This window comes from Flavobacterium sp. LC2016-12, assembly GCF_015351595.1.
GTDB lineage: Bacteria > Bacteroidota > Bacteroidia > Flavobacteriales > Flavobacteriaceae > Flavobacterium.
Genome location: NZ_JADKPT010000018.1, coordinates 16194 through 35490 on the forward strand (window position 1 = coordinate 16194; position 19297 = coordinate 35490).

Annotated in this window: 15 protein-coding genes; 8 read left to right on the forward strand and 7 right to left on the reverse strand. The window is 33.0% G+C overall.

Annotated elements, in window-relative coordinates; translation table 11 throughout:
* Window positions 1-87: 87 nt before the first annotated feature.
* The 5 genes from IRZ99_RS20385 to tsaD form a co-directional block, all read right to left on the reverse strand.
* Window positions 88-1038: a zinc metalloprotease gene (locus IRZ99_RS20385; RefSeq protein ID WP_194659226.1), complete on the reverse strand. Its 951-nt coding sequence runs from the start codon at window positions 1036-1038 to the stop codon at window positions 88-90.
* A gap of 158 nt (window positions 1039-1196) precedes the next feature.
* Complete coding sequence (locus IRZ99_RS20390; RefSeq protein WP_194659227.1) at window positions 1197-1691, reverse strand: TrmH family RNA methyltransferase; 495 nt, start codon at window positions 1689-1691, stop codon at window positions 1197-1199.
* A gap of 12 nt (window positions 1692-1703) precedes the next feature.
* The gene (locus IRZ99_RS20395; protein ID WP_194659228.1) at window positions 1704-2342 is read right to left on the reverse strand and encodes a DUF4159 domain-containing protein; all 639 of its coding nucleotides are present in this window, start codon (window positions 2340-2342) and stop codon (window positions 1704-1706) included.
* 65 nt (window positions 2343-2407) lie between these two features.
* A complete protein-coding gene (locus IRZ99_RS20400; protein ID WP_194659229.1) occupies window positions 2408-3121 on the reverse strand; it encodes a 16S rRNA (uracil(1498)-N(3))-methyltransferase in 714 nt (237 codons plus the stop codon).
* A gap of 2 nt (window positions 3122-3123) precedes the next feature.
* On the reverse strand, window positions 3124-4146 hold the full coding sequence (tsaD, locus tag IRZ99_RS20405; protein WP_072972072.1) for a tRNA (adenosine(37)-N6)-threonylcarbamoyltransferase complex transferase subunit TsaD: 1023 nt from the start codon (window positions 4144-4146) through the stop codon (window positions 3124-3126).
* A 227-nt stretch (window positions 4147-4373) separates the two neighbouring features.
* Here tsaD and IRZ99_RS20410 point away from each other — a divergent pair, with 227 nt between their 5' ends.
* From IRZ99_RS20410 to IRZ99_RS20430, 5 genes are all read left to right on the forward strand, one after another.
* On the forward strand, window positions 4374-8840 hold the full coding sequence (locus IRZ99_RS20410) for a translocation/assembly module TamB domain-containing protein (RefSeq protein WP_194659271.1): 4467 nt from the start codon (window positions 4374-4376) through the stop codon (window positions 8838-8840).
* A 309-nt stretch (window positions 8841-9149) separates the two neighbouring features.
* The gene (pfkA, locus tag IRZ99_RS20415) at window positions 9150-10136 is read left to right on the forward strand and encodes a 6-phosphofructokinase (protein WP_072972069.1); all 987 of its coding nucleotides are present in this window, start codon (window positions 9150-9152) and stop codon (window positions 10134-10136) included.
* A gap of 96 nt (window positions 10137-10232) precedes the next feature.
* A complete protein-coding gene (gene gap / locus IRZ99_RS20420) occupies window positions 10233-11237 on the forward strand; it encodes a type I glyceraldehyde-3-phosphate dehydrogenase (RefSeq protein WP_026984486.1) in 1005 nt (334 codons plus the stop codon).
* A 132-nt stretch (window positions 11238-11369) separates the two neighbouring features.
* The gene (locus tag IRZ99_RS20425; protein WP_072972066.1) at window positions 11370-12221 is read left to right on the forward strand and encodes an N-acetylglucosamine kinase; all 852 of its coding nucleotides are present in this window, start codon (window positions 11370-11372) and stop codon (window positions 12219-12221) included.
* A 10-nt stretch (window positions 12222-12231) separates the two neighbouring features.
* A complete protein-coding gene (locus tag IRZ99_RS20430) occupies window positions 12232-12606 on the forward strand; it encodes a methylglyoxal synthase (protein WP_194659272.1) in 375 nt (124 codons plus the stop codon).
* On the opposite strand, the gene IRZ99_RS20435 is transcribed toward IRZ99_RS20430, so the two are convergent.
* Together IRZ99_RS20435 and IRZ99_RS20440 are read right to left on the reverse strand one after the other, a co-directional pair.
* Entirely contained in the window at window positions 12587-12967 is a 381-nt protein-coding gene (locus tag IRZ99_RS20435; protein ID WP_026984483.1) for a RidA family protein, read from the reverse strand. The genes IRZ99_RS20430 and IRZ99_RS20435 overlap by 20 nt on opposite strands.
* A 24-nt stretch (window positions 12968-12991) precedes the next feature.
* On the reverse strand, window positions 12992-15691 hold the full coding sequence (locus IRZ99_RS20440) for a putative LPS assembly protein LptD (RefSeq protein WP_194659230.1): 2700 nt from the start codon (window positions 15689-15691) through the stop codon (window positions 12992-12994).
* Between the two features lie 82 nt (window positions 15692-15773).
* Here IRZ99_RS20440 and IRZ99_RS20445 point away from each other — a divergent pair, with 82 nt between their 5' ends.
* The 3 genes from IRZ99_RS20445 to IRZ99_RS20455 are packed head-to-tail and all read left to right on the forward strand — an operon-like array spanning window position 15774 to window position 19252.
* Entirely contained in the window at window positions 15774-16892 is a 1119-nt protein-coding gene (locus IRZ99_RS20445) for an N-acetylmuramoyl-L-alanine amidase (protein ID WP_194659231.1), read from the forward strand.
* A 50-nt stretch (window positions 16893-16942) separates the two neighbouring features.
* Window positions 16943-17908: an MlaD family protein gene (locus IRZ99_RS20450; protein WP_194659232.1), complete on the forward strand. Its 966-nt coding sequence runs from the start codon at window positions 16943-16945 to the stop codon at window positions 17906-17908.
* Between the two features lie 6 nt (window positions 17909-17914).
* The gene (locus IRZ99_RS20455) at window positions 17915-19252 is read left to right on the forward strand and encodes a (Fe-S)-binding protein (protein ID WP_194659233.1); all 1338 of its coding nucleotides are present in this window, start codon (window positions 17915-17917) and stop codon (window positions 19250-19252) included.
* The last annotated feature ends 45 nt before the right edge of the window (window positions 19253-19297 follow it).

The window sequence follows — 19297 nt, forward strand, 5'->3', positions numbered from 1 at the left end:
ATAAATATAGGAAAAGCTTTTAAATTTTTCGCGAATAAAAAAAGCGAGATGTTGAGATCTCGCTTTCTTGTTTGGTATGTTTTTTCTTTAGATTCCAAATGCTGCTCTTGGACCTCCAGAAGCAAATATAGCTGCCATTCTGCTTTTTTGCCCTAATGAGAACATATACATTCCACTATCATCTGTGTAATCCATATAGTTCATAGTCATTTCGACAGGTGTTCCTGAACATGTGCTATAATGTGGGTAAGCTGGTACACCATAGTTTGCTGTGTTGTGCGTCGGAGTATCAGATACTAAATCACTTCCACAAGTAGCATCTCCCCAGATATGACGTAAATTCATCCAGTGACCAACTTCGTGAGTACCTGTTCTTCCTAGGTTGAAAGGAGCATTTGCAGCACCAGATAAACCGAAATATCTAGAATCAATAACAACTCCATCAGTAGATGATGCTCCACCAGGAAATTGTGCATATCCTAAAATTCCTCCACCAATAGCACATGACCAAAGGTTAAGTTTAGTTGTTGGAGAAGTAGGAGCAATACCACCCTGAGCTGTTTTCTTCATGGCATCATTAGTTCCCCATGAAGTTTTATTAGTCGATTTTCTGATTACCTGATCTAAAACAAATGTAATTCCTACATTAGCTTTTACTCCTGCAAAAAGTGCAGGAACACTATTGTAATCAGAGTTTAAAGCATTGAAATCTTTGTTTAAAACATCAATCTGAGATTGAATTTGTGCATTTGAAATATTTTGTGCAGTCGTTTTGTATAAAACGTTTACTACAACAGGAATTTCGACTTTACCATTAACCAAACGATTCGTAAGGATTCGATTTGTTGTAAAAGCTTCAATTTCATTCATTGTAATTGCTAGCGTTGGATTTGCTTTTAATTGAGCCTCTAGAACTTCTTGCGAAGCACAACGGCGCTGTGTAGCAACAATAGCATCTGAACCAGCTGGTTCTGTTTGGTCATTTTGACAAGAAAACAGCACTAATGCTGTAAATGCAGTAATAAAAACTTTTTTCATAATTGTTTGGGTTTTTGTTATAAAAAATTAAATTTGGTTATTTATATAGCAATTTTATAACAAAATGCTTTTTCTGCCAAACTTTTATAACAAAATTTTTGTGAGAATTTTACAACAGCCCGCACAGCTTGATTCTTACAAAAATAAACAATTATTTATTATGATGTAAATTCGTACAATGCTATACTTGCAGCTTGTACAACATTCATACTACTGTTTTTACCAAACATATTTATATGGACAATTTGTTTAGAAATTTTTAGGAGTTCATCAGAAATTCCATCAATCTCACTTCCTATAATAAGTGCAATTTTTTGATTTTCAGGAATATTGACTTCTTTTAGCGGTTTGCTGTTACTTGCAATTTCGAGCGCAATAGTTTCAAAATTATTTTCAAGCAAGTAAGTTATAAGTTCAGAAGTTTCTTCAATAATCCGATGAGGCACATGAAGATGAGTGCTTCTTGATGTTTTATTGATTTTTCGAGGTGTTAACGGAATATCTTTTCCCAGGAAAATAATATTCTCTACTCCAAAAGCCTCACTTATTCTAAATAGGGAACCAATGTTTTGCTGAAAGTAAATATTGTCACAAACCAATGTTATTGGAAATGTTTTTCTTTCAAATTGATTTTCTCTGTGAGTAAGCTGCACTTTTTTTTAGAATTAATTAGTAAAAATATAGTTGATGATATTTGCACCCATTTTTAAGGCTTTATCGCGAACATCAGTAGGATCATTATGTACTTCCGAATCTTCCCAGCCGTCACCTAAATCGCATTCGTACGTATAAAGTAAAACCAGTTTGTTTTCTATGAAAATTCCAAATGCCTGGGGACGTGTTCCGTCATGTTCATGGATTTTTGGTAATCCGTTTGGAAATGGAAAAGGTTTCTGAAAAATAGGATGATTTGCGGGAATTTCTACTAAGCTGTTATTTGGAAATATTTTTTTAATTTCTTTTCGAATATACTGATCCATTCCGTAATTATCATCGATATGCAGAAAACCTCCGGCAGTGAGATAATTTCTAAGATTTGTTACGTCAGCATCGCTAAAAACAACATTCCCGTGTCCGGTCATGTGAACAAAAGGATAGGAGAGTAAATCCGGATTACTTGGTTCAACCGTTGATGGTTTTGCTTTTATTCTCGTATTGATATTCGAATTACAAAATCGGATGAGGTTTGGTAACGAAGTTGGATTTGCATACCAATCGCCACCACCGCTATATTTTAATAAAGCAATTTCTTGTGAAAAGGAAGAAATAGAGACGAAGAATAATAAGTAAAAGATTTTTTTCATATAATTATAAATTATCTGGATAATTTGCTTTTTACATATGCGGCTTTTTGTGACAAGATCACGATTTAATTAATAATCTCATTAAAAAAAACAACAGTATGGCAAGCTACAACAGCAGCAGTTTCAGTACGTAAACGGGTATTACCCAACATAACCGGCTGGAAATTATTTTCTAAAGCCAATGCAATTTCCTTATCTGAAAAATCGCCTTCAGGACCAATCAAAATAGTTACATTTTCATTTGGTTTTAAAACTTCTTTCAATGATTTTTTATCCGTTTCCTCACAATGCGCAATTAATTGTAAGCCTTCATTTTTTTGTTTGATAAATTCCTTAAACGAAATTGCTTCATTCAATTTTGGCAGATACGTTTCATTAGATTGTTTCATTGCCGAAAGAATTATTTTTTCAAAACGCTCTAAATTAATTACTTTTCTTTCTGAACGATCACAAAAAACAGGAGTAATTTCCTGAATACCAATTTCAGTAGCTTTTTCTAAAAACCATTCAAAACGATCATTCATTTTGGTTGGTGCCACTGCTAAATGCAAACGGAATTTTGGTTCTGGAGACTTTTTTATAGACAGTACTTCAACAATGCATTTATTATCAGAAGCTAATGTAATTTCGGTTTCAAATAATAAACCTAAACCATTTGTGACATGTAGAATATCGGAGTCTTTTTTCCGTAAAACCTTTATTATATGTCGGCTTTCTTCTTTGTCAAAAGAAAAAGTTTCGGTCGTTTCGTTTATATCAGGATTATAAAATAATTGCATAATTAAAATTGAATTCGTGCTTTTGAAACTACTGCCTGAGTTTCAAAACGATTTGATAAATATTTTTGATAACCTACAATTCCAATCATTGCAGCATTATCTGTAGTGTATTCAAATTTCGGAACAAAAGTTTTCCATCCGTATTTGCTTTCACTTTCTTTCAATCGGGTTCTAATTCCGGAATTTGCCGAAACACCGCCACCAATCGCAATTTGTTTTATTCCGGTTTCTTTTACCGCTAATTTCAATTTATCCATCAAAATTTCGATAATAGTATATTGAATAGACGCACAAATATCATTCAGGTTTTCTTCAATGAAATTTGGATTTTCTAATTTCTTCTTCTGAATAAAATACAAAATAGCCGTTTTTAATCCGGAGAAACTAAAATCTAATCCGGGTACTTTTGGCTTGGTAAAAGCAAAAGCTTTTGGGTTGCCTTCTTTCGCATACTTATCAATTAACGGACCACCAGGGTAGGGAAGCCCAAGAATTTTGGCACTTTTATCAAAAGCTTCTCCAACAGCATCATCAGTGGTTTCTCCGATAATTTCCATATCAAAGAAGCCATTTACCTTTACGATCTGCGTGTGGCCTCCGCTAATTGTTAGTGCTAAAAATGGAAATTCAGGTTTGTCAAATCCTTCCTCATCAATAAAGTGTGCTAAAATGTGAGCATGCATATGATTGACAGCAATTAACGGAATTTGCAATGCTAATGATAGTGATTTACTGAATGAACTTCCTACTAATAAAGATCCCATTAAGCCAGGACCTTGTGTAAATGCAATGGCAGTTAATTGTTCTTTTTGTACATTTGCTTTGCGTAGTGCAGCATCAATTACAGGAACAATATTTTGCTGATGAGCTCTTGAGGCTAACTCAGGTACAACACCGCCATATTGGTTGTGAATAAGCTGATTGGCCACAACATTTGAGAGTACTTTATCGTTATGTAAAACTGCAGCAGCAGTATCATCGCAAGAACTTTCGATGGCAAGAATAAAAACCTCTGAATTTTGCATATAAAGGCACGAATTTTGGATTATATTTGACAAATCAAATTTTTAATTTTCTTTGATTGTAAGGAGAAGCCAAAATTAAAGAATTTTTATCAAAAACAGTCGCTCTTTGTCTGTTCAAAGTAAATTTAAAAGAAAACTAAAATTAAGAAGCTATCAAAAAAGTAAAGAAAATAATATCAAGAACCCTAATTGGGTTAATTTTACTTTTGTTAGCACTTGCTATAACGCTGTCTTTGCCTGTAGTTCAAACTGAAATTGCACAATATGTAACGAATTCCCTGAATGAAGATTTTAAAACAGATATTCACGTTGATAAGGTTGCGATAAACATTTTTGGTGGTGTAAAACTTAAAAAAGTTTTGATTTATGACCATCATAAAAAAGTTTTAATCTACTCTGATATTATCTCTACAGATATTTTAAGTATCAAAAGATTACTGGATGGTGATTTGATTTTTGGTGATTTGCGTTTAACAGGTTTAATTTTTAACCTGAAAACATATAAAAACGAAAACGAAAACAACATCAATAAGTTTATACGACTTTTTGACTCTGATAAGCCATCAAAAACAAATAAACATTTTTTACTGACAGCTAAAAACGCCTATATTTCGAAAGGAATTTTTTCTGTAGTTGACGAAAATAAAAAGACACCTAAATTTTTGTCATTTACAAAGCTTAACGCATACATCAGTGATTTTAAATTGTATGGGCCCGATGTAAATACGACAATTCATCGTTTTTCATTTTTAGATCACCGTGGTCTTTATGTGTCTAATTTTGCAGGGAAGTTTAGTTATACCAAAAAGCAAATAAAAGTTGAAAATCTGGCTATAAAAACAAAGAGATCCTCTATTTACGGTCAGGCCATTTTAAATTATAAAGTAGAAGATTTTTTAAATTTTACGGATAAAGTAAAGTTTGATGTTAGAATTGATTCTTCGTCAATTGCAACAAATGATATTCGTTATTTTTATGATGGATTAGGTAAAAACCAGCATTTTAAACTTAAAACAAAATTAAAAGGACCTCTTAATAATCTTAATTTAAAAGGTTTGAGGCTTACGGATACTAATGGTTCAAGAATTGTTGGTACAATCAATTTTAAAAACCTTTTAGGAACCAAAGAGCAAAAGTTCTCAATGGATGGGAAATTTGACAGATTGGTTTCCAGTTATGATAACATGGTGGCTTTACTGCCAATTGTTTTAGGTAAAAGACTTCCACAAGAGCTGAAAAGAATAGGTAAATTTACGATTATAGGAAAGGCAAAAGTTTCAACAACGGCGCTAGAGGCCAATTTTAAAATGGTTACCGATTTAGGTGGCGGAGACGTTGATCTGCATTTAAACAATATGGATTTTATTGATAGGGCATCTTATTCAGGAAATATTGTTCTTGAAAATTTTGATGTGGGCGCTTTACTCGAACGAAAAGATCTTGGTAGAACAACTTTAAATTTAGATGTTGATGGAATTGGTTTTACCGAGAAATATCTTAACACCATTATAAAAGGTGATATTATAAAATTAGACTATAATAAATATACCTATAATAATATAGTAGTAAATGGGAATTTTAAACTGCCTTACTACAAAGGACAAATTTCTGTAAATGATCCTAATTTATCTTTAACATTTGATGGTTTAGTTGATTTAAGTACGCGTGAGAACAAATATGATTTCCATATTAATGTAGAAAATGCAGATTTACGCAAACTCAAATTTATAAATGATAGTATATCTTACTTTACCGGTGATGCGGTCGTTCAGGTTTCTGGAAATTCAATTGAAAATCTTCATGGAAATATTTACATAAAAGATGCTATTTATCAAAATCCAAAATCAACTTATGAGTTTGATGAATTAACTATCAATTCAAGTTTTGATGCAGACAGATTGAGAACCATAACTATTAATTCTACGGATGTTGTTAATGGTAAAATTGTTGGAAAATTTCAGTTTGCTCAATTAGATAAATTGGTAATGAATTCCGTTGGAAGTCTTTACACGAATTACAAACCTTATAAAGTTAAAAAAGGCCAATTTTTACGTTTCAATTTCCATGTTTATGATAAGGTTGTCGAGATGTTGTATCCGGAAGTTAATGTAGATTCTTCTACTGTCGTACGTGGAAAAATTGATGCTGATTTAAATGAATTTAAGTTTAGGTTTAAATCGCAAAAAATTACCGCCGCAAAGAATACATTCGATAATATCCGAATAAATATTGATAATAAAAACCCGCTTTATAATGCGTTTATCGAGTTAGACAGTATTAAAACGCCGTATTATAAAATACGTGATTTTAATTTGATCAATGTAACGTCAAAGGATACTTTGTTTGTTCGTTCAGAGTTTAAAGGAGGAGAAAAAGGAGAAGATTATTTTAATCTTGATTTATTTCACACTATTGATAAAAACAAAAATAATATTGTAGGAATAAAAAAATCTGAAATGAAATTTAAAGACTATTTATGGTATTTAAATGAAGAGGAAGGTTCCGATAATCAGATTGTTTTTGACAAAAACTTTAAAAACTTTACAATTGATAATATTGTGTTATCTCATGAAGATCAAAAAATTGATTTGAATGGAGTTTTAAAAGGAACTGATTATAAGGATCTGGTACTAAATTTTGAAGATGTGGATATTAATAAAATAACGCCATTAAATTCTAAATTTGTATTTAATGGGAATTTAAACGGGAACGTCAATTTTAAGCAGAATAAAGATGTTTATCAGCCCACAGCATCTATACAGATAGATCATCTTAATTTAAATAATACTGAATTAGGAACTTTAGATTTTGATATTTCAGGAGATGAGAATCTGAGAAGATTTACTATAAATTCGTCAATTCATAATGGTTTTACAGAGTCGTTCAATGCCAGCGGAAATTTTGCCATTGAAAATAAAGAAACGATATTGGATTTAAAGCTTAAACTGGAAGGATTTAATTTAGCAACTTTAGGAACAGTTGGTAAAGATGTTTTGTCTAATGTACGTGGTTCTGTTTCTGGAAATGCTGCAGTTGTCGGGAATATTAAAAAACCTGAAATAAATGGTAGGCTTTATGTTGAGAAGGCAGGGATGACAATTCCTTACCTAAATGTTGATTATGAGTTAAGCGACAGAACTGTAATTGATTTAACTGATGAGAAATTCTTGTTTAGAAATAATCAATTAACAGATACAAAATACGGAACAAAAGGACTGCTGAACGGTAGTATTGAACACCATAATTTTGGAGATTGGAAGTTAGATCTTAATATTAGTTCAAAGCGATTGGTAGCACTCGATACTAAAGACAGTGATGACGCAGCTTATTTTGGTACAGCATTTATTAATGGAACAGCAAGTATTAAAGGTCCGACTGAAAGCTTATTTATAAAAGTAGCAGCTAAATCGGAGAAAGGTACTGAGGTTAAAATACCTATTAATAATGTTCAGAGTGTTGGTGAAAGTAGTTGGATACATTTTGTGACTCCAAAAGAAAAATATAACTTAGCGAATGGTATTGTTGAGAAAACCAGAAACTATGGAGGTCTTGAATTAGAGTTTGATTTTGATATTACACCAGATGCTGAAGTGGAAGTAATTCTGGATCGAAATTCAGGTCATGGAATGAAAGGAAAAGGATACGGATCATTGTTATTTAAAATTAATACCCTTGGTAAGTTTAATATGTGGGGAGATTTCCAGGCATACGAGGGAACGTATAATTTTAAATACGGAGGTTTAATTGATAAAAAGTTTGCAGTTAAAAAAGGAGGATCTATCATTTGGGAAGGAAACCCTATGAAAGCCCAGTTGAATTTGGAGGCTGTTTACAGAACATCGGCTAATCCGGCGGTGCTATTAGAAAATTCTTCTTTTAATAAAAAAGTTCCGGTAGAAGTTGTCATTGGTTTAAGAGGAGATTTAGCAAGTCCTGATCCTAATTTTGATATTCAGTTTCCGTCTGTAAGCAGTGTTTTAAAATCAGAGATACAATATAAGTTAGATGATAAGGATGTTCGACAGACTCAGGCCTTGTACTTGTTATCGACTGGTTCGTTTATGAGCCCGGACGGATTTAATCAAAGTGATTTATCAGGAACATTTGCAGAAACGGCTGCCAGTCTATTAGGCGGAATTATAAAATCGGATAATGATAAGTTTAATATCGACCTGAACTTTATATCTGCAGATAAACGAATTGGACAGGAAGCTGATGGTCAGTTTGTGGCTAATATATCATCACAGATTAATGAGAAAATCTCCATTAACGGAAAAGTTGGAGTTCCGGTTGGAGGTGTTAATGAATCTGCGATTGTTGGAGATATTGAAATACTTTACAGGGTAAATGAAGATGGGTCTATGAATCTCCGTTTGTTTAATAAGGAAAATGATATTAATTATATAGGACAAGGAATTGGTTATACACAAGGTGTCGGTATTTCATATGAAGTCGATTTTGATACTTTTAGTGAATTGGTTAATAAACTGTTTAAAAGTCATAAGCTTGAAAGAACCTTAAAAGGTTCTCCGGATGATTTGCAAGATTCAAATTTGAATCCCGACTATATTAATTTCTCCAGTAAAAAAGAGAGTGAAAAGAATAAAAAGAAGAATGATAAAAAAGAAGAAGAGAAGCCATCACAGCCTCAAAACAATAATCAGGGATTAATTCCGGATAATGACGATTTTTAAGCTTTTGTTAAAAAAGTACAATTATAAAACCATTCGCTGCAACGAATGGTTTTTTTATGCTAATTTTAGATGTTCCAATTTTTTTTTACCAAATAAAGCGGTTGCATATTTTTATAACACTTCATTTATGTATTGTTAATTTTAAGGATTTAATTAAAATAAGGTGCTTTTATTATTTTAAATGAATTTTTTCATATCAAAAAACTTATTAACGAAAACGTTTGAATTTAACATATTTTATTAATTTATTACAATCATAACCCGAAAAGTGGTGAATGTTTGCTAATTTTACACTTTAATACTTAAATAATGCCAAAAACAATAAAAAAAGTTGGTGTTCTAACCTCAGGAGGAGATTCACCTGGAATGAATGCCGCAATACGAGCAGTTGTTCGAACATGTGCTTATCATAATATAGAATGCATAGGGATTTATAGAGGGTATCAGGGAATGATCGAAGGTGATTTCAAAGAAATGGGACCTCGAAGCGTAAATAATATTGTAAACAAAGGTGGGACGATCTTAAAATCGGCTCGTTCTCTTGAGTTTAGAACCCCTGAAGGTAGAAAGAAAGCTCACGAAAATCTTGTGAAAGCTGGTGTAGATGCATTAGTTGTTATTGGAGGAGACGGAAGTTTTACCGGAGGTTTAATTTTTAATTCAGAGTATGGTTTTCCTGTAATGGGAATTCCTGGTACAATTGATAACGATATTTTTGGTACAACTCATACTTTAGGTTATGATACTGCATTAAATACCGTAGTAGATTGTATTGATAAAATTAGAGATACTGCAAGTTCACATAACCGTCTGTTTTTTGTAGAGGTTATGGGTAGAGATGCAGGGCATATTGCTCTTAATGCTGGTATTGGAGCTGGTGCCGAAGAAATCCTTATTCCTGAAGAAGATTTAGGTTTAGACAGATTGCTAGACTCTCTTCAAAAAAGTAAAGCTTCAGGAAAATCATCAAGTATAGTTGTTATTGCCGAAGGGGATAAAATTGGTAAAAACGTTTTCGAATTAAAAGATTATGTTGAGGCTAATTTACCTGAATACGATGTGAGAGTTTCTGTATTGGGACACATGCAGCGTGGTGGTTCTCCATCTTGTTTTGATCGTGTTTTGGCAAGCCGTTTAGGAGTAAAAGCGGTAGAGTCTTTATTAGAAGGAAAATCGAACTATATGGTTGGACTTCGTGAGGACAAAGTGACTTTAACACCTTTAGAACAAGCAATTAAAGGTAAATCTGAAATTGATAGAGAATTATTAAGAGTGTCTGACATCATGTCAACATAAAAATAAATAAAAAGTTTAAAAAAGGAAAGAAGTTTATTGTGAGGAAATTAGACTTTTAAATTAGTGTAATAAAAACAAAAGCAAAAATTAAGTAAAATGTCAAAAGTAAAATTAGGAATAAACGGATTCGGACGTATCGGAAGAATCGTTTTTAGAGAAACTTTCAATAGAGATAATGTAGAAGTAGTTGCGATCAACGATTTATTAGATGTTGATCACTTAGCTTACTTATTAAAATATGATTCAGTTCACGGTCGTTTCAACGGGACTGTAGAAGTAAAAGAAGGAAAACTTTATGTAAACGGAAGAAATATCCGTATTACTGCAGAAAGAAATCCAGCTGACTTAAAATGGAATGAAGTTGATGTTGATGTAGTTGCTGAATGTACTGGTATCTTCACAACTATCGAAACTGCAAATGAGCACATTAAAGGTGGTGCTAAAAAAGTAATTATTTCTGCTCCATCTGCAGATGCTCCAATGTTTGTAATGGGGGTAAACCATGAAACTGCAAAAGCTACTGATTTAGTAGTTTCTAACGCTTCTTGTACTACAAACTGCTTAGCTCCTTTAGCTAAAGTTATTCATGATAACTTCGGAATTGTAGAAGCTTTAATGACAACAGTTCACGCTACAACTTCAACTCAAATGACAGCTGACGGTCCTTCTAGAAAAGACTGGAGAGGTGGACGTGCTGCAAGCATAAACATCATTCCATCATCTACAGGTGCTGCAAAAGCGGTTGGAAAAGTTATTCCTGAATTGAATGGAAAATTAACAGGTATGGCTTTCCGTGTTCCTACTGCTGACGTTTCTACAGTAGATTTAACTGTAAAAGTAGCTAAAGAGACTTCTTACGAAGAAATTATGGCTGTTTTGAAAAATGCTTCTGAAACTACAATGAAAGGTATCTTAGGATATACTGAAGATGCAGTTGTTTCTCAGGATTTTATTTCTGACAAAAGAACTTCAATCATTGATGCTACTGCAGGTATTGGATTGAACTCAACTTTCTTCAAATTAGTATCTTGGTACGATAATGAGTACGGATACTCAAGTAAATTGATCGATTTATCTGTGCATATCGCAGGTTTAAAATAATATTATATATTTTTGCAAAATCCCGTTATTTAATTAGTAACGGGATTTTCTTATTTTGTTTCGTCTTTAATTAATGTAAAAAATACACTTTTTAATTAAATTGAAGAAAAACTAATCCAAAAACAAAAAAAAATGAAATTAATAGTTGATAGTGGGTCTACTAAAGCCGATTGGATTGCAATTGATGATAATGGAAAAGTATTATTCACGACACAAACTTTAGGATTAAATCCTGAAATTCTTGACGGTCCGGAAATTATTGAAAGATTAAACGATCGTTTTGATATTTTACAAAATAAAAAAAATGCCTCGCATTTATTCTTCTACGGAGCAGGATGTGGTACTGACAGAATGAAAATTGCATTGACTCAAATCTTTCAGGAGTATTTTGTTAACGCCATTGTAGAAGTTCATGAAGATACTTATGCAGCGGTTTATGCTACAACTCCAAAGGGAGAAGAAGCAATTGTAAGTATTCTTGGAACAGGTTCTAACTGCAGTTATTTTGATGGAAAAGTATTGCATCAAAAAGTTCAGTCATTAGGCTATATCGCTATGGATGATTGTAGTGGGAATGTTTTTGGAAAAGAATTAATCAGAAAATATTATTTCAATAAAATGCCTAAGGAATTGGCTGTTGAATTTGAAAAGGAATATGATCTAGATCCTGATTTTATTAAAAATAAACTATATAAAGAACCAAATCCAAACGCGTATTTAGCGACTTTTGCGAAGTTCTTAATCAAACATAAAGACACTGATTTCTGTAGAAAAATCATTTTTAAAGGAATGAAATCTTTCGTTAAAAATTATATCAAGCAATATGATAATTGTAAAGAAGTGCCTGTGCATTTTGTAGGCTCTATCGCTTTTTATTTAAAAGACGAATTACAAGAAACATTTGATAAATATGAACTTCAATTAGGAAATGTTTTAAGAAGACCAATTGATGGATTAATAGCGTACCATGTTGCTAATCAATAGTTCTGGTTTCATGGAGATTGCGATTATTGCTCATGATGGTAAAAAAGCAGATTTAATTGATTTTTTGCTTAAAAATGAAGCTGTTTTACACCATGAAAAAATAAAGCTTATTGGTACTGGTACTACCGGAGGAAAAGCAGAAGCGGCGGGTTTTAAAACCCAAAGAATGCTTTCCGGACCTTTAGGCGGAGATGCGCAAATTGCAGGCAGGGTGGCGGAAGGAATTACAAAAATGGTTTTCTTTTTTAAAGATCCATTATCAAGTCATCCACATGAAGCTGATATAAATATGTTAATTCGCGTTTGTGATGTACATAATGTGCCGCTGGCAACAAATGAAGCAACGGCACAATTATTATTAGATGCTATTGCACTGCAATTATAGAAATTTCAACATTTACATTTTTTGGCAAACATGCCACTTGAACCGTTTCACGTGCTGGAGCGGTTTTTTCGTTAAAATAAGATCCGTAAATCGTATTTATTGCTCCAAAGTTATTCATGTCCATAATAAAAATGGTTGCTTTAACAACATTCTCAAAAGTCATATTTGCAGCTTCAAGAATTGCTGCGATGTTTTCCATTACTTGTTTTGTCTCATCATTAATGTTTTCTGTAACAAGTTCTCCTGAAGCCGGGTTTATTGCAATCTGCCCGGAAGCATAAAGCGTATTTCCAGATAATACAGCCTGATTGTATGGTCCGATTGGAGCAGGAGCCTTTTCGGTAAAGATGATTTTTTTCATAATAATTATTTTAATCGATGTAAATTATCGGTTTGAAGTACTTCGTTTATTCCACTTAATATCACTTAATACTCCGGATTTAATTCCGATGAAAAAGTTCCAGTTTGAGTTTTCTCCAAGTGGTGTCCAGTTAAAAGCCATTCTCCAGCTTAACAAATCTCTTTCAAAACGAAATTGCGTAAAGGTAACTCCTTTTTGAACAAAGTCGTAACCGGTAGAGACCCCGCCTTTCCATTTGGGAGTAATATCCATATTAACGGAAACCATTATGGAATTATTGGTGATCTTGCTTTCTCTATTTGTATTGGAATAGGTTAAGGAGTAGGCCATTGTCATATCCCATGGAATCTTCGAATTGAAGAATTCGGTTATGACATCTTCGCCGTCATCCTCTTTATCTTGGGCAAACTGGCTATTACGACTGTCGTTTAAGTCTGTGTTGGTACCAAACAAGTCATCTTTACGACCTCCATTCCGCTCACTTTGTTTGTTTTCTTCTTTTGTCCCTTTATTGGAAAATGAGTAGTTTAAAGTTAAGTTGGCACTTGTCATTCTGAATAAACTACCACCATTGTCAATGTTGAACGTATTCATCTTCTTTCCAGAATTGTCAATTGCATATGGATCTAATGTAGCGCCGAAATTGACATTCATTTTATTGTCAAAAAGTTGTGTACCTCCACTTACTAATACAGGTTGCCACGCAAGAATGTCTTTTCCGTCAGCATTAAAATTATAGCTGGTGCTGAAATTTAAGTTGTTCAGCAACATTATTTTTTTAGGTTCTGTTTTTGTGCTGTCGCGATCTCTTACTTTAGCTTCAAAAGTATTGCTTAAGGCAAAGCCTACAATGTTTGAGTTTTCTTTGCTAGGAGCTCCGTAAACACCTCCATCAAAGCGTGAATAAGAGTTTTGTATTTTTCCGGAAGCGTCAACATAGTACTCGTCGTAGTATTTCTCGAAACTAGGAGTGTATGCGTACGTAACAGAAGGTCTCATGACGTGACGTATCGATTGAATTCTTTTGTCATCACCAAAATTAAAAGTACCATAAATTGTAGTTCCTAAGTTAGAGCTAAAGTTATAGGTTCTGTAAGCGTCGAAACCGTTGATTGTTTGTGTAACAACTTGGTTTTGACTTGAGTCGTAATTTTTTTCTACAGTTTTAGTAACCCAGGTTTCCTGATAGTTTGTGGATGCTCCTGCACTAAAATACTTAAATATCTTAAAGTTTGTACTAATCGGAATAGATTGTTGTAGTCCAATTTGCGCATCTCTAAACATTTGAGGTTTAAAGAATAAAGAATCGGTTGTTACAAATTTATTTTGTCCGGTAACATTGTACTGTAAGTTTATGTTTTTAATAAAACCTTTTTTAACACCATCTTTACCCACAAAAGGATAAACACGATCGATACTACCTTGTAATGAGGGTAATGTCATTTGAATTTCTTCTGTTTGTGTATTTTGCTGATGTGTTGCTGTTAATGCAATACGGGCCCCAGGAATCGTATTAAAGGTTTTATTATAGGAGATGGACGAACTTAAAGTATTATTTAGATTTGATCCAACATTCGCCTGATTAATAGATTGTTTAAAGTATTTACTACTACCCATATTTACCGAAGCAGAAAAACTCGAGTTTGGGTTTGATTTAGTATCTTTTGAGTGCGACCATTGGATATTGTAAATATTTTGCTTCGAATAATCAGGATAACCTCTTTCGCTATTTATCAGGTTTTCAAAACGAATATTTACATTTCCACGATATTTATATCTTGTAGCATAGGAAGATTCAAAGCGCATGGCATAACTTCCGTTGGTATAGTAATCTCCTAAAACGGTCAGGTCATAGTTATCACTTAGAGCAAAATAATAACCACCATTCTGTAAAGAGAATCCTCTTGTGTTAGAGTCGTTATAACTTGGTATAATGATTCCTGAAACACTTTTTTCCTGACTCATTGGAAAATAAGCAAAAGGCAAGGCAAGAGGAGTAGGGACATCAGCAATAACCATATTGGTTAATCCAGTAACTACTTTTTTTCCGGGAATAAACTTTACTTTATTAGTTTGAAAATAATATTCGGGATTGTCAACATCTGCGGAAGTTGTGAAGCGGGCACCTCTTAAGAAGTAAACAGAATCGTTTTCTTTTTTGGTAACTGCGGCTTTTATTTTAAATTCACCCTGTTCTGTTCTGGAATTGAATATTAAAGCTTTTTTTGTTTTGAAATTAAAACGAATAGAGTCTGGCTGAACTTCACTGGCGCCTTGCTTAAAATTAGGGTATTGGCTTAAAACACCTGCAGAATCTTTTATTCTTCCGGCATATACTTCGTCCTTTTCATAATCCAAAACGATTATACCCGATTTTAACTCTACATCTTTATAGTATAATTCAGCTTCGTTATATAAAGTGATGCGTTTGCTTTTTTGATCGATTTTCGCATAATCCTTGGCCCTGTACTTTACTTTTCCGTCCAGAAAAGTCTTTTTAGGCTTAACAGTATCCAGTTTTATAGTATCAAGTACAGTAGTGACAGGTTTATCTGTTTGTTTTACAGCAGGTAATGCGTTTTTTTTTGATTTTATCTCTTGCGAATATAATTTACCACATCCTAGTGTTAGGAAAAATGATAATAAAACGATATTAAATAAGTTTGTATGCAAAGGTTTAAATGCTATTTTTGTAAAAGTATGGCTTGTTTTTTGACATGTCAAACTTACATATAATTTTTTGGCAAAAATAATCAATTGTAAAAATTATAGCAGTTGCATTTTATTAAAATTAACTTTTAGATTTATGAATATATTTAACAAAACTAGGCTAATATTTAGTTTTTTTCTAACTATAATTTCATTTTGCGCATACAGTCAGGCAAATGTTTTTAAGGTAACACTTGATGCCGGACACGGTGATCATGACTTTGGCGCCGTATATAGCGGAAGAATTGAAAAAAATATTGCATTGGCTATTGTGTTAAAAGTTGGAAAAATATTAGAAGACAGTCCAAATATTAATGTTATTTATACTCGTAAAACCGATGTTTTTATCGATTTGGTTGAAAGAGCCAATATTGCGAACCGTGCTAACTCTAATATTTTTGTGTCTATACATTGTAATGCGAATAAAAATACGGCTGCAGACGGAACAGAAACCTATGTAATGGGTTTAAGTAAAGTGGCATCGAATCTTGAAGCAGCGAAAAAAGAGAACTCGGTTATTACATTAGAAAAAGATTATAAACGTAAATATGAAGGTTACGACCCAAATTCGCCAGAATCTATGATGGCAATGACCTTGATGCAGGAAGAATATCTGGATAATAGTATTGCATTAGCGACTAAGATTGAAGATAATTTTGACAGATTAGGAAAAAAGCTTCGCCAGGGTGGAGTGAAACAAGCACCTTTTATGGTGTTGCATAAAGCGTACATGCCAAGAGTTTTGGTTGAGACTGGATTTGTATCTAATCCTACAGAAGGAAATATTTTAAATTCAGAGGAAGGGCAAAACGATATAGCAAAGGCTATTGCCGAAGCTATTATAAGTTATAAAAGAGAGTATTTTGGATCGGGAGTTCCGGAAATAGCAGATGCACGACCAGTAAAAGATACTGCCAAACCAAAAACAGTTGTAACTCCTCCAGCAAATAAAAATACACCAAAAGGAACTATTTTTAAAGTACAGTTAATTGCCAGTATCAAGAAAACACCATTAGAGCCTAAAAATTTTAAAGGACTGACTAACGTAACAATGTTGTATGAAAATAATATTTATAAATATTTCTATCAGGAAACTTCAGATTACCAGGCGGCACAAAAATATTTGCAAGAAGCTAAAAGTAAAGGATATGGCGCTTCTTTTTTAATTGCATACAAGGACGGCGAAAAAATCAGTATTCAGGACGCTACTAAATAATAAGCACAAGTTCGAATATTTATATTAATTTTGTACAAACACTTAGAATTTTGAAACTAACAAGAGAAATTAAAACGGCTATTTTAGTCATCGCGTCAATTTTATTATTTATTTGGGGATACAGCTTTTTAAAAGGCAGAGATCTTTTTACAAATTATAAAACATTTTATGTAGAATATGATAATGTGGAAGATTTGGCTCAGTCTGCCCCCGTTACTTTAAACGGACTTGCGATTGGTAAAGTAAATAAAATCACTATCAACGAAAATACTGGTAAACTATTAGTAGAACTGCAATTGAAAACGGATTTTCCGGTTTCTAAAACAAGTACAGCAGCTTTATATTCTCCAAGTTTAATCGGTGGAAAACAGATCAAGATTATACCTAATCTTGCAGACAAGGAACTTGCGATAGATGGCCAGACATTAGCTCCTGCAGTTGAATTAGGTTTGACGGAATCTTTAGGAGGAAAAATAGAACCAATTCAGCAAAAACTGAATGTGATGCTTGAAAATATTAACACGCTTGTTGCTGGATTGAACAATGTTCTGGATAAAAAAGGGCAGGAAGATCTTAAAAAATCATTGGCAGAATTGAGTCAGACAATGGAGCAATTTCACAAAGCTTCGGGAAGTATCAATTCTATCTTAGATACTAATAAAGCACAGATCAATGGAGCAGTTACGAACTTTAATAAAATGTCGAGTAACTTCAATAAAATCTCAGATTCTTTAAATAAGGCAGACTTAGGAAAAACAGTTAGAAGCCTAAACCAAACTTTAGCAAAAGTAGATGGCATTATGGCTAATCTAAATGCCGGAAAAGGTTCTGCAGGTAAATTACTGAATGATGATGCTTTGTATAATAATTTGGCTAAAACTTCAAAAGAGCTTGAATTATTATTGCAGGACGTTCGTCTATATCCAACACGTTATGTGAATGTTTCTCTTTTTGGAAAGAAAAACAAACCATATGTCGCACCTACAGAAGATGCTAATACAACTGAAAAAAAATAATAAAGAATGAGTTATTTAGATAATATTTTATTCGCTATACTTCTGATAGCTGGTTTTGGTTTTTTTGCTTCAAGCATAAAGAAAATCATTAGAAACATAAATTTAGGAGTTGATGTAGATCGCAAAGACAATCCAAAAGCACGTTGGAAAAACATGGCTATGATTGCTCTTGGACAATCTAAAATGGTGAAACGTCCAGTTGCGGGGGCATTACATATTGTAGTATATGTTGGGTTTATTATCATAAATATAGAATTACTTGAAATAATTATTGATGGATTATTTGGAACTCATAGAGTTTTTGCTCCTTTTTTAGGTGTCGTTTATGATGTTTTAATTGCTTCATTTGAAATATTAGCGATATTGGTAATCTTTGCTGTTACAGTTTTCTGGATTAGAAGAAATGTGATCCGATTAAAACGTTTCATTAATCCGGATTTAAATGGATTTCCAAAAAGTGACGCGAATTACATTTTGTATTTCGAAACAGTTCTGATGCTTTTGTTTTTATTCATGGATGCTGCCGATTTGCATTTACAAAATGTACCGGGAGGATTTTCGCATTTTCATAAAGCAGGAAGTTTTCCAATAAGCCAATTTATTGCTCCAATATTTAACGGAATGTCAAATGAATTGGTTGCTATATTATTTGAGGCATTTTGGTGGTTGCATATTGCAGGTATTTTGGTTTTTATGAACTATTTATACTTCTCAAAACATTTGCATATTCTTTTAGCTTTTCCAAATACGTATTTTGCTAATTTGAAACCAGAAGGGCAATTTGATAATTTAGAATCAGTTACAAAAGAAGTTAAGTTAATGATGGATCCAAATGCAGATCCTTTTGCGGCGGCTCCGGTAGATGAAAATGCTGCTCCAAGTAAATTTGGCGCAAGCGATGTTCAGGATTTAAACTGGGTTCAATTGTTGAATGCCTACACATGTACAGAATGTGGACGTTGTACATCATCTTGTCCGGCAAATCAAACGGGTAAGAAATTGTCTCCTCGTAAAATTATGATGGATACAAGAGATCGTTTACAGGAAGTCGGTAAAAATATTGACGCTAACAAAGGTGTTTTTGTTCCGGATAATAAAACGTTATTAAACGATTATATTACACCAGAAGAGTTGTGGGCTTGTACATCTTGTAACGCTTGTGTTGAAGAATGTCCTGTGAACATTAGTCCGTTGTCTATTATTATGGATATGCGTCGTTATTTGGTGATGGAACAAAGTGCTGCTCCAATGTCATTGAATGCTATGATGACAAATATTGAAAACAATGGAGCGCCATGGCAATATAGTCAGCAAGATAGATTGAACTGGAAAAACGAGAATTAAAATTAAGGTTTAATTGGTTATTGGTTTAACCGTTTAATCGAGTAA